Below are 15,665 nucleotides of genomic sequence, written 5' to 3'. Positions count from 1 at the left end.
TCGCGGCGTCATGGACGACCAACGGACCGGCCGCGCCCAATCTTCTCGCTGGCCCGTCGCCCTAATAAATCCCCATCGCGCCTTCGACGCTACGCACCATAGACAACAACCGCGGCCCGACGTCTCGTTCCAGCTGTCCGTCCTTGAGCAGATACGAAGGCACGCCGCAGTTGAACACGAGGATCTCGCCATCGGCCGCCGGCCTCATCGGCACCGCGACGGCATGTACTTCACGTCGCAGATCGCCGTACGACACGCAAAAGCCGCGCTCATGAAAATAATCGATGCTCTGCAGCACGCGTTTCCCGAACGTGTTCCATTCATCGGGTGTCTTGACCGAGATCTCATTCAATAGCGCCTCGCGCCGTTCGCTCGGCAGCGCCGCGAGAAGCGCACGGCCCATGGCGGTACGAACGATCGGATAGCTCAAACCGATGTCCGCGGGCAAGCCAAGCGGCGTGTTGCTGCGGCTGCTTTCCAGATACACCACGTTCAGCCGGTCGCGCATGCCAAGCGACACCGAACCGCGGATATGGTCCGCCAGCTCCTTCATCGAGGGTCGCGCGATCTGCCGCACGGCGAGACTCGCGAGCAGCGGATAGCCAAGCGATAGCACGGCCGACCCGAGTTGAAACTTGTTGTTCATCCGGTTCACGCGCAGGTAGCCGAGCCTCGTCAACGTGTACGTGAACCGTGAAATCGTGGCCTTGCTCATGCCGGTGCGCGCGGCGAGCTCAGCGTTGCCGAGCTGGGAATCGCGCGGCGTAAAGGTATGCAGTATGTCTAGGCCGCGTGCGAGCGTAGTGGCGAATTGCCGGTCGCCATCGAATTCATCGGGCACGTAGCGCGCCTTCGACTCCAGATAATCGCTCGCGATCGTGGCCGTGTCCGGCATGTTAGTGCGTCCCATGGCGTCTCCTCCAATTCCCCCATTTTGCTCCCCGTGTTCCGCATATCCAAACTCTGTTCAGCATAGTCGAACACCAAGCGCCTTTTAGTTCGGAAAGTTCGATAGTGAAGCCATAAGCGAATACATGACGGAGACAGCAATGAGCAGACAAATACTTGAATTCGACGGCGAATTCGATGCATTACTCGCCGACGTAGCGCGCTTCGTGCGGGAAGAGGCGATTCCACGCGAGAACGAGATAGAGCAGGCGGATCAGGTCCCCGCGGATCTCGTCGAGCGGATGCGCGGCCTCGGCTACTTTGGCTGGAGCATCCCACGTGATTTCGGCGGCGCGGGCTTGTCGACAGAACAACTTGTTCGCGGTGCGTTCGCGCTTTCACAAGCGTCGGTGGCGTTTCGCGCGCGCGTCGGAACGAACACGGGCATTGGCTCCGAGGCGCTTGTCGCGGACGGTACCGACGAGCAAAAGCAGCGTTACCTGCCGCTCCTCGCATCGGGTCTGATGACCGGCGCGTTCGCGCTGACCGAACCGGATGCCGGGTCCGACGCGACCGCGCTAAAGACAACCGCTCGGCGCGACGGCGACCACTATGTACTCGACGGAGCCAAGTGTTTCATCACGAATGCGCCCATTGCCGACCTCTTCACGGTCATGGCCCGTACCGATCCGTCAATCCCGGGCGCAGGCGGCATCTCCGCGTTCCTGGTCGAGCGCGGCACGCCCGGCCTCTCGACAAGCGAGCCGTATCAGAAGATGGGGCAGGCCGGTTCTCCCGTCGGCGACGTGCATTTCAAAGCGTGCCGCGTCCCAGCAGCGAACCTGATCGGCGCAAAGGAAGGGCAGGGATTTCGCACGACAATGAAAGTGCTGAACAAGCAGCGCATCCATCTCGCCGCGCTGTGCACGGGGCCCGCTATCCGCATGCTCGACGAAGCGGTCGCTTATACGTCCACTCGCGAGCAGTTCGGCCTGCCGGTCTCGGACTTCCAACTCGTGCAGGCATTGATCGCCGAGTGCCAGACGGAGATCTACGCCGCCCGTTCGATGATTCTCGATACTGCGCGCAAACGCGATGCCGGCGAGGACGTCGCGCTGGAAGCATCAATGTGCAAGATGTTCGCCTCCGAAATGTGCGGGCGGGTCGCGGACCGGGCCGTGCAGATGCTCGGCGGACGCGGTTATCTCGCGGGCAATACAGTGGAACGGTTCTATCGCGATGTCCGCGCATTTCGTATCTACGAAGGCACCACGCAGATCCATCAGTTGAACATCGCGAAGATTACGTTGCGGCGCGCGGCACAGGCGAAAGAAGCGCTGGCTGAAGAAACACGGGCGAAGGACAGCGTCGGCACGACCGCTGCGCGTGCCGCATGAGCGCCGCCATGAAGTCACCATGCGCGCTCGATATCGAACGGCTGGTCAGTCCGCGGTCGATCGCGATCATCGGTGCATCGAACGATCCTAAGTCGATCAGCGGCCAGCCGATGCGCTTTCTCATGCAGCACGGCTATCAAGGCGCGCTGTATCCGGTGAACCCCAAATACGCTGAAGTCGCAGGGGTCGCGTGTTACGCGAGCATTGAAAGTCTGCCCGCCGCTCCCGATCTCGCGCTGATCCTCGTCGCCGCGCGGCGCGTGCCGGACATGTTGCGCCAGTGCGGCGAGAAAGGCATCCGCTACGCGATCGTCTATAGCTCGGGCTTCGCGGAGGCGGGAGAAGCGGGCGCTGCATTGCAACGTGAATGCACGGCGATTGCGAAGGCTTTTTGCCTTCGAATCATTGGACCGAATTGTCAGGGTCTCGTCAGCACGGACACGGGTGTTTACGCGGGTTTCGGTGCGCCGTTTGGCGTCGATTACCGGCCCGGCGGCCTCTCATTGATCTCGCAGAGCGGCGGGTTCGGCTGCGCGCTGTTGCTCATGGCGGACGAACTCGGCATCGGCTTGCGGCATTTCATTACGACCGGCAACGAAGCCGACGTGAGCTTGCTCGACCTCGTCGACGCCTGCATCGACGATACGAAAACGTCGCTGATTGCTACGTATATCGAAGGGTTGAAGGATGCGCGGCGGCTTGTCGAAGTCGCGACCCGCGCGCTCGATGCCGGCAAGCCACTGCTCGCGTGGAAGGTCGGCAATACCACCGATGGCGCCAAGGCGGCCGCTTCGCACACGGCGAATCTCGGCGGCGCCTCGACGCTGTATCGCACCGCGTTCCGTCAGACGGGCGTGATCGAAGTCACCGACGTGGCCGATCTCGGCGACTACGCGAAGGCGTTCGAGGCGAAACGCCTTCCGGGCGGTAACCGGATCGCCGTCGTCACGCTCTCGGGCGGCGCCGGCATCCTGATCACCGATGCGTGCAGCGAACGGGGCATGACGCTTCCGCCGCTGTCTGCGCAGACGCTTGCCGCGCTCGAGCCTATCGTACCATCATTCGCATCACTGAATAATCCCGTTGACCTGACCGCGGGCATCCTTGCCGAACCAAAGATATTTGCCGATGCCTTGCAGATCATCGCCGACGATCCCGGCATCGACTCGATCGCGATCATGGCGGCGGCTGCGAGCGGCGAGGTCGCGCTCGCGATGGCTGAAGCGATTCAGCGTGTCTACCGCGCGACCGACAAGCCGATGATGCTCGCCTGGAATGCGCGCCGCGATATGGCGAGCGAAGCGTACGACGTGATCGAGCAGAGCGGCGTGCCGCTCTATGCAACGCCCGTGCGCTGCGGGCGCGCGTTCGCGGTGCTCTCAAACTATGCACAAGCACGCCGCGCCCGGGAGGCAGCACGACTCGCACCGGCGCCTTTGCGTCGTCATGTCAGGCAAGCGCACGCGTTGCTCGCCGAGAGCTCGGGTAATCTGACGGAGCACACAGCGCAGGCGCTCCTCGCGCACTATGGCATCGATACCCCCAAGGGCGCGCTGGCGATCAACCGCGATGAAGCGCGGTCGATCGCGCGCTCGATCGGCTTTCCGCTTGTCATCAAGGTCCAGTCGCCCGACATCCCGCACAAGACCGAAGCGGGCGCGGTGCGCGTCGGCATTCGCGATGAGGCAATGCTGATGGCCGCGTTCGACGAAATCGTTGCAAACGCGCGGCGCCATGTTCCCGGCGCGAGGATCGACGGCGTGCTCGTGCAGGAAGAGATCCGCGATGCGGTGGAGATGATCGTCGGCATTGAGAACGATCCATCGTTCGGACCGGCCGTGATGTGCGGACTCGGCGGGATCTACGCCGAGGTGCTGAAGGACGTGGCGTGGCGCCTCGCGCCGGTCTCGCACGCCGACGCGCATGCGATGATCCGCGAACTGCGTGTATACACAATACTCAACGGCGCGCGCGGCAAACCGCCGGGCGATATCGATGCGCTGGCGGACGCAATTGTTGCAATGTCCGCAATGGCGCTCGACCTCGAACCGGGCCTGAAGGAGTTCGACATCAATCCGCTTTTCGTCCTGCCTGCGGGCAAGGGCGTGCGCGCGGGCGATGCCCTTGCGCGCTGCCTACTGAAGCGCGAGGCGGTTGTGGACGAGGTTCAGAAAAACGCTCACGCTGTCGTCGACGGATAGTGTCGCGGGGCTTGCCTGACCGCTTTGAAACCGGACGTCGCCGGTACACCGCGACGTCCAAGTCAGTTCGCATTCTTCGCGAGACCATCATGAATAACCAACCGCAACCCGGCGCAGCGACCTCGGGCGACACTACGCCCGACGAAGTCGAGCGCACTTATCGCAAGGTGTTTTTCCGGCTGATTCCGCTGCTTTTTCTCTGCTACGTGATCAGCTATATCGACCGTGTGAACATCAGCTTCGCCAAGCTGCAGTTCATGCATGACCTCGGGTTTTCAGAGTCGACGTACGGCCTGGGCGCCGGCCTTTTCTTTATCGGCTACGTGCTTTTCGAGGTGCCGAGCAATCTCTGGATGCAACGCGTCGGCGCGCGACGCACGCTCTTGCGCATCATGTTCGCGTGGGGCCTCGCGTCAAGCCTGATGATGTTCGTTCGTACACCGACGCAGTTCTACGCCATGCGGTTTCTGCTGGGCGTCACCGAAGCGGGCTTCTTTCCGGGGATCATATTCTATCTGGGCTGCTGGTTTCCCGGCGCCCGACGCGCGCGCGTGATCGCATTCCTGATGATGGCCACCGCCGTGGCCGGGATCGTTGGTGGCCCGATGTCGGGGTTCATCATGACGCGGCTGGCAGGGGTGGGCGGCTTGCCCGGCTGGCAGTGGCTCTTCCTTCTGGAAGGCGTGCCCGCTGTCACGCTCGGCATCTTCGCGTTCTTCTTTCTCGGCGATTCGCCTGCGGACGTCCGCTGGCTCAGCGACCGCGAGAAGGCGTTGATCTCGCGCGAACTCCTCGCCGACGAAACGTCGAAACACTCGGGTCATCTCGACGGCCTGCGTGGCGCGCTCGCCAATCCGCGCGTCTATCTCGCGGCGCTCGTCTACTTCGCGGTGATGATGCCGTTCAATGCGATCGGCTTCTGGGCGCCGACCATTATTCGTGATCTGGGCGTCGCCAACGTGCTCGATGTCGGATTGCTGTCGGCGCTCGTGTTCATCGCGGCGGCGATCGGGACATACGTTGTTGGGGCGAGTTCCGACCGGATGATGGAGCGCCGCTGGCATGTGGCGGGCAGCGCCGCGGTGACGGCGCTCGCCTTCGCGTTACTGCCTGCCGCCGGCCATAACGTCACGATGGGCGTGTGCCTGCTTGCGCTGGCGGCAGCGGCATCGTATGGCTGCTTTGTCGTGTTCTGGACGATCCCGCATACGTTCCTGCCACGCTCGTCGGCGGCAGGCGGGATTGCGATGATTACGAGTCTCGGTGGCACGGGCGGCTTCGTGAGCCCGGCATTCGTGGGCTGGACCAAGATGCAGACGGGAAGCGCGGAGTTCGGGCTGATCGGCCTTGCAGTCGTATTGATGGCGGGAGTCGTATTGATGTTGATTGTCTTTCCCGCCTCGGGGAACACGCTCGCAACGGGACAGGCCCCCGGCAGCAATGCGCCGGCGCAACCGGACCTTGGACATACGCATCGGTAGGAAGCGTCGCCAATGAACCCCGCATGGCCTGTCCCTACGCGCTATTGAGTTGCCTGAGTCGCCTCGCTTGCCGGGCTCGCCGCACTTGCCGCTTCCACCGGATGCCGCGGATCGTGCAGTGCGCTGTCCGACCAGCCGCCGCCCAGGTCGCCGATCAGCGAGGCGGCATCGAGCAGCCGCGACTCCTGCACGTTCAACGCGGTTTGCTGATTGCTCAACTGGGTCGCCAGGCTGGTCGCCACGGTGGTGTAGTCCACCGTGCCGGCCTGATACTCGTTGAAGGCAATCTCGGAGCCGTGCGTTGCATCGCGCACGGCAGCATCCAGCGCGTCGGACTGCTCGGCCAGAATACGCAAGCCGGACAGGTCATTCTCGACATCTTCGAACGCGGTCAGCACGGTGCCACGGTAATTGGCGACGGCTGACTGGTAGGCCGCCTTGGCCGCCGCGACTTCGCCGCTGCGCTCGCCGCCGTCGAAGATCGTTTCAGTGGCGCTGCCGCCCAGCGACCAGACGTAATTGGCCACGTGCAGCAAGCCGCCCAACGGCGACTGCGTGAAGCCGTCCAGCGCGGACAGCGACACCGTCGGGTAGTACGCCGCGACCGTGACTCCGATGGCGGCATTCTCGGACGCCATCTGGCGTTCGGCCGTCGCTATATCTGGCCGGCGCAGCAGCAAGGTTGAGGGAACGCCAACCGGAATCGCCGGCAAGGTGGGCATTGCCGTGCTGTGCGGGATGACCAGGTCCTCGGGGTTCTTGCCGACCAGTACCGCAATGGCATGCTCGGATTGGGCGCGCGACACGCCGAGCGCGATCAGGCTCGACTGCGCGGTTTCGAGCTGGGTGCGCGCGGTCACTACGTCGGAAGGCGCAATGGTGCCGAACTTGTCCTGGTCGGACACCACGTCCAGGAAGTGCTGGAACGCTTTGACCGTTTGCTGCAGCAGGTCGATATTGGCGTCGCTGGTACGCAATTCGATCACGGCGGTCGCGAGCGCAATCTGCTCGGAGAGCGTCGCATTCGCGAGCGTCGCTTCACTGGCCTGCGCGGTCGCGGCATTCTGTTCAATCGTACGGCGCACCGAGCCCCACAGGTCGGGCGCCCAACTGACATTGCCCTCGAGCGAGGCCGAGTTGTTCACCGGCTGTATGCCGCCGAAACTGCGGCTCGCGCTTGAGCCGGCCGTACCGGTGCCGCTGCGCTGCCGGGTGCCCGAGCCGGTCACGCCAATCGTCGGGAACAGGCCGGAGCGTGCAACCTTCACTTCGGCGAGCGCCTCCTGATAGTTGGCATAGTCCTGGGCCACGGTCTGGTTGGACACCACCACCAGCGGTTCGAGCTGGTCAAGCAGCGGATCGTTGAAGCCGGTCCACCACGCACCCTTGGGCCCGTCGGCGTTTGGCTCGGCCTGGGTCCAGCCAGGCAGTTCGCGGAAGGTCGCAGGGACGCTGACTTGCGGCCGGTGATAGTCCGGGCCGACCATGCAGCCGCCGAGCAGGAGGGCCGCCGCAGCGGCCAGTGGTTTGCAGGGAATCTTCATCTTCATGCCTTCGTATCCGTTTGCCCCGATTGCTCCGGCGGCCCCATTTGTTCCTCTTGCCGGTTCCACGGCAGTCCGGAAGACCACTTGACGAGCTTGAAGCGCAACCGGTCCAGGTACAGGTAGATCACCGGTGTGGTGTACAGCGTAAAGACCTGGCTCAGGATCAGGCCGCCCATCACGGTGATACCCAGCGGCTGGCGCAGCGACGCGCCCTGGCCAATCCCGATCGCGAGCGGCACCGCGCCGAGCACGGCGGCGAACGTGGTCATCATGATCGGCCGCAGACGCACGACGGCGGCGGCATGAATCGCCTCCTTGGCCGGCATGCCTTCGTTGCGTTGCATCTGGATCGCCACGTCCACCATCATGATGCCGTTCTTCTTGACGATACCGATCAGAAGAATCATGCCGATCAACGCGATCACCGAGAACGGCGTGCCGAAAATCAGCAGGGCGAGGGTGGCGCCGATACCGGCCGAGGGCAGCGTCGACAAGATCGTGAGCGGGTGAATCGAACTCTCATAGAGTATTCCCAGGACGATGTAGACCACACCTAGCGCAGCGAGAATCAGCAACGGGATGGTGCCCATTGACTGCGCGTAGGCTTGCGCCGCGCCAGCGAACGCACCGTGGACGCTGGCCGGCATGCCGATTTCGCGTTCTGCGTTCTCAAGCGCCTCTTGAGCCTTGCTGAGCGACCCGCCGGCGGGGAGGTTGAAGGAGATCGTTGCGGCGACCAGCCCGCTCTGATGGTTCACCTGGGTCGATGTATGGTTGTTGACGTAGCTGGCGAGCGCCGGCAGCGGCACCATCGTCTCGGCCGAGGTGCTGTCCGCGCTGCCGCTCGAACTGCCGCCCTTGCTGTTGGAGATGCTGTTGTTGGTCGCATTGGCTTGCGCGTTCGAGTTCAGCGAGTTGGTGCTCGACGACGCGCTCGAAGCCGTGCTGACTGCGCTCGCGGCCGTCACGCCAGTGACCGTGCCGCCCGGCATTTGCGTCTGCTCCGAGCCGGTCGGATTGCCGGCCGCCGTGCTCATGAAAATCTGCTTGAGCGTCTGCGGATATTGCCAGTATTGCGGCGCCACCTCCATCACCACGAAGTACTGGTTAAGCGCGTTGTAGATCGTCGATACCGTCCGCTGGCCGAACGCGTCATACAGCACGTTGTCGATCTGGTTCGGCGCGAAGCCGTAGCGGGCCGCCGTGGCGCGGTTGAAATTGATGTAGGTCTGCAGACCATTTTGCTGCAGGTCCGAGTTGACGTCGATCAGCTGGCTGCGATCCTTGTTGAGCGCAGTCACGAGCTTGGGCGTCCACTCGAACAGCGCGGCGGAATCATCGCTCGTCAGCGTGTACTGGTATTCGGCAGCTGACTGCCGCCCGCCGATTCGCAGATCCTGCTGCGCCTGCAGGAAAAGCCGCGCGCCGGAGACCCCGTTGAGCTTGGGCCGCAGGCGGTTGACCACTTCGGTCGCGGTCACATGGCGCTGGGCCAGTGGCTTGAGTTCAATAAACACGTTCGCCGTGTTCAGCGCGCGGCCGCCGGTAAAGCCGGCCACCGAGGCGACCGCCGGGTCCTTCTGCACGATCGCTTGCAACTGGGCGAGCTTCTTTTCCATCGCCGGGAAGGAGATGCTCTGGTCGGCGATGATCTGCCCGATCAGGATGCCCGTGTCCTGCTCCGGGAAGAAGGTAGCGGGTAGCAGCTTGAACAGGAAGACGTTCGCCACCAGCAGGCCGATCAGCAACAGGATCACCAGCAGCGAATGGTCCAGCACGGCGGTGAGCGAACGCGAGTAGGCGTTCTTGAAACGATCGAATAGCGCCTCGACCCAGGTCGCCCAGCGGGCCTTTGAATGGCCGGCGTGCTCGCGGCTCAGCACGTACGCGCACATGGCCGGCGTGACCGTGAGCGAGATCACAAGCGAGATCAGGATCGCGATGGACAACGTCACCGCGAGCTCATGGAACAGCAGACCGACGATGCCAGGCATCAGCAGGATAGGCAGGAACACTGCGATCAGCGAGAGGCTCATCGAGATCACCGTGAAGCCTACTTCGCCACTGCCTTTCAGCGCAGCCTCTTCCGGACTCAGGCCCAGTTCGAGGTGGCGCGTGATGTTTTCCAGCACCACGACCGCATCGTCCACCACGAAGCCGGTGCCGATCGTGAGCGCCATCAGCGAGAGGTTGTCGATGCTGTAGCCGAGCAGGTACATCGGCCCGAAGGTGCCGACGATAGACAGCGGCAACGCCACCGCCGGCACCAGCGTGGCGCGCGGCGACTGCAGGAAGATAAACACCACGCCGACCACCAGCAGCACGGCGATGAACAGCGTGCGCTCGGTATCTCCCACCGACGCCCGGACCGATTCCGAGCGGTCCACTGCAACGTTGACGTGGACGCTGCTCGGCAGTGTCGCCTCGATTGCCGGCAGGACGCTCCTGATCTGCCTGACCGTATTGACGATATTACTGCCGGGCATTGGATAGACGATCACCAGCACTGCCGACTTGCCGTTATAGAGCCCGGCGTTGCGGATATTTTCGTTGGAGTCCCTGACCTGGGCGACATCGCGCAGCAGCACTGGCGCTCCATTGCGGTAGGCGACCACCAGGTCGCGGTAGGGCGCCGCCTTGTTGATCTGGTCGTTGGACAAGATCACATAGCGCTGGTCGCCTTCGTCGAGGTGGCCCTTCGCGCTGTTGGCGTTGGCCGCGCTGATGGCCGCGCGCACATCTTCGAGGCCGAGGCCGTAGCTGTTCAGTTTGCCCGGCTGCAACTCGACACGCACCGACGGCAACGCGCCGCCGCCCAGCGTGATCTGGCCGACACCGTTCACCTGCGAGAGTTGCTGCTGGATCACGGAATCCGCGGAGTCATAGAGCTGCGCCTTGGTGAGCGTGTCCGAGGTCAGCGCGAGCACCATGATGGGCGAATCCGCCGGGTTGTACTGGCGATAGGTCGGATTGCTGCGCAGGGTGGTCGGCAAGTCTGCACGCGCTGCCTGGATAGCCGCCTCGACGTCTCGGGCGGCGCCGTTGATATCGCGGTTCAGCCCGAACTCGACCACGATCATGGACGAGCCGACATAGCTGATCGAGGTCAGCTCTTCCACGTCGGCAATCGTGCCGAGCCGCCGCTCGAGCGGTTCGGCCACGGTGGAGGCCATGATGTTCGGGCTCGCGCCCGCCATCTGGGCCTGCACCACGATCACCGGGAAAGCGATATTCGGCAGCGGCGCGACAGGCAACTGGAAATAGGCGAGGGCCCCGGAGATCAGGATCGCAATGGCCAGAAGCGTGGTCGCGACCGGGCGCCGGATAAATAACGCCGATATGTTCACGGCGTACCCTCCTCCGGAACCGGCGGCATGTCAGGCGCTTGAGGTTTGTTGCGATTACGCCAGCGCCTCGTGCGCTCCGCCATCCGGTCGAAGAACAGATAGATGACCGGCGTGGTGAAGAGCGTGAGCACCTGACTCACGGTCAGGCCGCCGATGATCGCCAGACCCAGCGGGCGGCGCAGCTCCGAACCCGTGCCGCTGCCGAGCAGCATGGGCAGGGCGCCGAGCATGGCCGCGAGCGTCGTCATCAGGATCGGCCTGAAGCGCAGCAGCGACGCCTCGAAGATCGCCTCGCGCGGGGGCTTGCCATGGTTGCGCTCGGCGTCGAGCGCGAAGTCCACCATCATGATGGCGTTCTTCTTGACGATACCGATCAGCAGCACGATGCCGATGATGCCGATCACGTCGAGGTCGCTGCCGGCGATCATCAACGCGAGCAGCGCGCCGATCCCCGCGGAGGGCAGCGTGGAAAGGATCGTGACCGGGTGGATGAAGCTCTCATAGAGCACGCCCAGCACGATATACACCGCCACCAGCGCGGCGATCAGCAGGTACACCTCGCTCGATAGCGAATCCTCGAACGCCTGCGCCGCGCCCTGCAGCGAGGAGGTGATCGACGGCGGCAGATTGACCGCCCGTTCCGCTGCGTGGACGTCCCTGACCGCCGTGCTCAACGACGCATCCTTCGCGAGGTTGAACGAGATGGTGACCGACGGGAACTGCGCCAGATGGCTGATCACCAGCGGCGACTTGACGATCTGGATCTTGGCGATCCCGGAGAGCGGCACCTGGCCGGTACTGCTCGTCTGGCTCGGCAAATAGATATTGCCGATCGACTCCACGTTGGGCAGCGACTCGGGCTTGGCGACGAGGATCACCCGGTACTGGTCCGACTGCTGGAAGATGGTCGAGACAATGCGCTGGCCCAGCGCGTCGTAGAGCGCGTTGTCGACGGTGGCCGGGGTGATGCCGAAACGCGCGGCCAGTTGCCGGTTGACTTCAACATTCACGCTCAAGCCGTCGGAGTTCATATCGCTTTGCACATCGGCGAGCGATGGAATCTGCTTCATGCGCGCAATCAGTTCCGGCACATACTTCTGGAACGCCTGCTGGTTCGGTCCGCGCAGCACGAAGCTGTACTGGTTCGGCGAGACCGTGGTGTCAAGCGTCAGGTCCTGCTCCGGCTGCACATAGAGCTTGATCCCGGACACATTGGCAACTTCGTCCTGCAGGCGCCGCGCGATCTCCTGCGCCGTGTCTGAACGCTTGTCATGGTCGCGCAGGTTGATCAGGAAACGGCCGTTGTTAAGCGTGGAGTTGGTGCCGTCGATTCCCACGTAGGAGGTGAGCGAGACCACGTCCGGATCTTTCAGGATCGCATCGGCGAGCGCCCGCTGGCGCGCCACCATCGCCTTGTAGGACACCGAGTTGTCGGCCACGCTGATCCCTTCGATCACGCCGACGTCCTGCACCGGGAACAGGCCCTTCGGGATCACGATGTACATGACGGCGGTCAGCACGACGGTGCCGATCGCGACCATCAGGGTCAGCACCTGATGATCCAGCACCCAGCGCAGGCCCCGTTCGTAGCCGGCGAGCGTCTTGTCGAAGATGCCTTCGCTGATACGCTCGAAGCGGCTCGGATGGCGTTCGGCCTGGGCTTTCAAGAGGCGCGCGCAGAGCATGGGTACCACGGTCAGAGAGACCACGGCAGACAGCACGATGGTGACCGCGAGCGTCACCGCGAATTCGCTGAAAAGGCGCCCGATCACGCCACCCATAAAGAGCAGCGGGATCAGCACGGCAATCAGCGAGATGGTCAGCGAGAGAATCGTGAAGCCGATCTGCCCGGCGCCTTCGAGCGCAGCCTCAAGCGGCGTCTTGCCTTCCTCCAGATAACGCACGATGTTCTCGATCATCACGATCGAGTCGTCCACCACGAAGCCGGTGGCAATGATGAGCGCCATCAGCGAGAGGTTGTCGATGGAGTAGTTCAACTGGTACATCACGGCCAGCGTGCCGATCAGCGACACCGGCACCGAGATGCTCGGGATGATGGTGGCCGGCACATTACGCAGGAACACGAAGATCACCGCTACCACCAGCACGATCGACAGCCCGAGTTCGAGCGCGGCGTCGGATACCGACGAGCGGATCACGCCCGTGCTGTCCGAGACGACCGTGACCTTCATGCCGGCCGGCAGCGTTGATTCAAGCTGCGGCAACTGCTTCATGATCTGGTTGACGGTGGCAATCACGTTTGCCCCCGGCTGGCGCTGGACGTTCAGCACGATGGCCGGCGTGCCGTTGTACCAGGCGCCGCGCTCGACGTCCTGGGGCGCCGAGGTCACGCTGGCGACGTCGCGCATGAACACGGGCGCGCCATTCTGATAAGCGATCACCGTGTTCAGGTAGTCCTTCGGATCGCTGATCTGGTCGTTGCCGTTGATGGTGTAGTCGAGGTCCGGGCCGTCGAAGTTGCCCTTCGGCTGGCTGACGTTGACGTAGCTGAGCAGCGTGCGCAGGTCGTCGATATTCAGGCCATAGGCCGCTAGCTTGTGCGGGTCCGCTTCCACGCGGACGGCGGGTACATTGCCGCCGCTGGTGGTGACGACACCCACGCCCGACACTTCCGAAATCTTCGTCCCGAGGCGGTTATTGGCGGCGTCTTCCAACTGCGTGAGCGACATCGACGTCGAGGTGACCGCCAGCGTCAGGATCGGCTGGTCCGCCGGATTCACCTTCGCATAGGTCGGCGGTCCGGGCAGGCCAGTCGGCAGGAAGCTGTTGGCCGCATTGATGGCCTGCTGGACATTCTGCTGGGCGACGTCGAGGTTCAGGGACAGGTCGAACTGCAACGTGATGACCGAGGCGCCGTCCGAACTGTACGAGGTCATCTGTTGCAAGCCGGGAATCTCGCCCAGTTGCACTTCGAGCGGCGCGGTCACCGTAGTGGCCATCACGTCCGGGCTTGCGCCCGGATAGAAGGTCTGCACCTGGATGGTCGGATAGTCGACGTTGGGCAGCGAGGAGACCGGCAGCACGCGCACGGCGACAAGGCCCACTAATACGAGGGCAATCATCAGCAGCAGCGTGGCTACCGGTCTAAGAATAAACAGGCGGGAGATATTCATCGGGGGACGAGTTCGGCTTCTACGAGGCTGCGTCGGCCGCAGCCGCGCTCGAGGCGCTACCGTGGGCGTGCTTATGCTGACCCTGAGCGCCGCTCGCCGCGCCCGCTCCGGACGCCGGCGCTTCGGCAGCAGCGCCGCCCGATGCAGGCCGCGCTGCTGCCGCCTTGATACTCGCGCCGTCGCTCAAGCGGTCGGTGCCGTCGGTCACCACGATGTTGCCCGCAGCAAGCCCGGACGTAATGACCGTGTTCTTGCCGTCGCTTGGGCCGAGGGTGACCTTATGCACGGACACGGTATTGTTGGTGTTCACGAGGTAGACATAGTCGCCCGGCGCGCCGGTTTGCACCGCCGGGGTGGGTACCAGCACGGCATTTTGCAAGGTATCGACGAGCAGCTTGACGTTGACGAACTCGCTCGGGAACAGCGCCTCGTCGTCGTTGGGGAACGTTGCCCGCAGGGTTATCGTGCCCGTGCTCGTCGCCATCTGGTTGCTGACCGCGTAGAGCGTGCCGGTGGCGATCTCCTTCGAGTTGTCGCTGCTGTAGGCGGTGACCGGCAGGCTCGCGCCTCCGTTCATGCGCTGCAGCACACTTGCGAGCGAGTCTTGCGGCACCGTGAATTGCACGGTGGTGGGTTTCATTGTGGTGATGACCACGATACCCGGCGACGACGAAGCCGTCACGTAGTTGCCCGGATCGACGAGACGCAAACCGACGCGCCCGGAAACCGGTGCGACGATATGGCAATAAGCCAGGTCGAGGTCGAACTGCGCAATGTTAGCCAGGTCGGCCTTCACCGCGGCCTCGTCCTGCTGCACGAGGAATTGCTGGTCGGCAAAGGTCTGCTCGGCAATGGACTTGCGCTCGTTCAACTGCGTGAAGCGGACGAGGTCGGCGCGTGCCTGCGCGAGCGAAGCCCGGTCCTTGGCGAGTGTTGCCTCGGCCTGCTGCTTGTCGATCTCATACTGGCGCGGATCGATCTGGGCGAGGAATTGCCCTTTCTGCACGTCCTGGCCTTCGCGATAGCCGACCGACGTCAGGTATCCGCTCAGTTGAGGCAGCACGGTCACGGTAGCGGTGGGCGTCACCGTACCCAGTTCGTTCAGGACTTCCGGCATCGACCCGAGCGTCGCGGTGGAGACCGTCACCACTTGCGGTGCGGCCGCGCGCGGCGGTTTCTTGGCCCGCAGCAAATGCACGACCACGACGCCTATCAGCACCAGCACTGCCAACAACAGCACGAAACGCCAGCGCCTCGGGCGCTTTACCTGCGTGGAACCGGTGTCGCTCATACCACTCATACCTACGCCCTCCGAAAACAAACTCTGCCCTGGATAACCGGGTGGTCCGATAAAGAACCCAGCCCGGCGAGTGCCACATGTCTTTCATTTCCGGCTCAGCCGGAGTTGACGGAAGCTCCGTCATGGTCCGCAAAAAAGCTCGCTGAGTCAGCCGGGCATTCCTGCGGTCTTATTCTCTTGTTCGTCAGCGAAACTCTTGGGCCGAGATCCGGCGACGACGGGGGCGTACTTTTGAATTCGCGTTGTGCCTGCTCTTCAGGTTCCATTCGCCTGTAAGCGGACACGGCGTGGTATCGAAAAGATGGAGCCCCTTGTGATCAAACGAGTGCATACAAGTTCAACGGGTTGGATGCAACGATGCCCAATGAAC

General features: G+C 63.4%; 8 protein-coding genes. 3 read left to right on the top strand and 5 right to left on the bottom strand.

What is annotated here, in order from left to right; genetic code table 11:
• Positions 1-61: 61 nt before the first annotated feature.
• Positions 62-910 (bottom strand): IclR family transcriptional regulator, encoded by an 849-nt coding sequence (locus HB376_RS07535; protein WP_255631212.1) that lies wholly within the window; start codon positions 908-910, stop codon positions 62-64.
• 139 nt (positions 911-1,049) lie between these two features.
• On the opposite strand from HB376_RS07535, the gene HB376_RS07530 reads away from it, so the two are divergent.
• The 3 genes from HB376_RS07530 to HB376_RS07520 all read left to right on the top strand — a co-directional run bounded on the left by HB376_RS07530 (position 1,050) and on the right by HB376_RS07520 (position 5,967).
• The gene (locus tag HB376_RS07530; RefSeq protein ID WP_213762801.1) at positions 1,050-2,285 is read left to right on the top strand and encodes an acyl-CoA dehydrogenase family protein; all 1,236 of its coding nucleotides are present in this window, start codon (positions 1,050-1,052) and stop codon (positions 2,283-2,285) included.
• A gap of 8 nt (positions 2,286-2,293) precedes the next feature.
• Positions 2,294-4,486 (top strand): acetate--CoA ligase family protein, encoded by a 2,193-nt coding sequence (locus tag HB376_RS07525; RefSeq protein WP_255631211.1) that lies wholly within the window; start codon positions 2,294-2,296, stop codon positions 4,484-4,486.
• A gap of 89 nt (positions 4,487-4,575) precedes the next feature.
• A complete protein-coding gene (locus HB376_RS07520; protein ID WP_213762799.1) occupies positions 4,576-5,967 on the top strand; it encodes an MFS transporter in 1,392 nt (463 codons plus the stop codon).
• Between the two features lie 41 nt (positions 5,968-6,008).
• Here HB376_RS07520 and HB376_RS07515 read toward each other — a convergent pair whose 3' ends face one another.
• Genes HB376_RS07515 through HB376_RS07500 form a run of 4 tightly spaced genes read right to left on the bottom strand, consistent with a single transcriptional unit; the run spans position 6,009 to position 15,286 of the window.
• Positions 6,009-7,511: an efflux transporter outer membrane subunit gene (locus HB376_RS07515; protein ID WP_213763037.1), complete on the bottom strand. Its 1,503-nt coding sequence runs from the start codon at positions 7,509-7,511 to the stop codon at positions 6,009-6,011.
• A gap of 2 nt (positions 7,512-7,513) precedes the next feature.
• The gene (locus tag HB376_RS07510; RefSeq protein ID WP_213762798.1) at positions 7,514-10,861 is read right to left on the bottom strand and encodes an efflux RND transporter permease subunit; all 3,348 of its coding nucleotides are present in this window, start codon (positions 10,859-10,861) and stop codon (positions 7,514-7,516) included.
• Positions 10,858-13,995: an efflux RND transporter permease subunit gene (locus HB376_RS07505; protein WP_213762797.1), complete on the bottom strand. Its 3,138-nt coding sequence runs from the start codon at positions 13,993-13,995 to the stop codon at positions 10,858-10,860. The genes HB376_RS07510 and HB376_RS07505 overlap by 4 nt, the downstream gene beginning before the upstream one ends.
• 19 nt (positions 13,996-14,014) lie before the next feature.
• On the bottom strand, positions 14,015-15,286 hold the full coding sequence (locus HB376_RS07500; RefSeq protein WP_213763036.1) for an efflux RND transporter periplasmic adaptor subunit: 1,272 nt from the start codon (positions 15,284-15,286) through the stop codon (positions 14,015-14,017).
• Between the last annotated feature and the right edge of the window lie 379 nt (positions 15,287-15,665).

The sequence above is a fragment of the Caballeronia sp. dw_19 genome (assembly GCF_018449515.1).
Taxonomy (GTDB): domain Bacteria; phylum Pseudomonadota; class Gammaproteobacteria; order Burkholderiales; family Burkholderiaceae; genus Caballeronia.
This window is presented reverse-complemented; position numbering and strand designations above follow the sequence as displayed.

Coding starts and splice junctions, on each gene's coding strand:
- HB376_RS07520 (WP_213762799.1), top strand. CDS start 4,576: ATGAATAACCAACCGCAACCCGGCGCAGCGACCTCGGGCGACACTACG.
- HB376_RS07500 (WP_213763036.1), bottom strand. CDS start 15,286: ATGAGCGACACCGGTTCCACGCAGGTAAAGCGCCCGAGGCGCTGGCGT.
- HB376_RS07530 (WP_213762801.1), top strand. CDS start 1,050: ATGAGCAGACAAATACTTGAATTCGACGGCGAATTCGATGCATTACTC.
- HB376_RS07525 (WP_255631211.1), top strand. CDS start 2,294: ATGAAGTCACCATGCGCGCTCGATATCGAACGGCTGGTCAGTCCGCGG.
- HB376_RS07505 (WP_213762797.1), bottom strand. CDS start 13,995: ATGAATATCTCCCGCCTGTTTATTCTTAGACCGGTAGCCACGCTGCTG.
- HB376_RS07535 (WP_255631212.1), bottom strand. CDS start 910: ATGGGACGCACTAACATGCCGGACACGGCCACGATCGCGAGCGATTAT.
- HB376_RS07515 (WP_213763037.1), bottom strand. CDS start 7,511: ATGAAGATTCCCTGCAAACCACTGGCCGCTGCGGCGGCCCTCCTGCTC.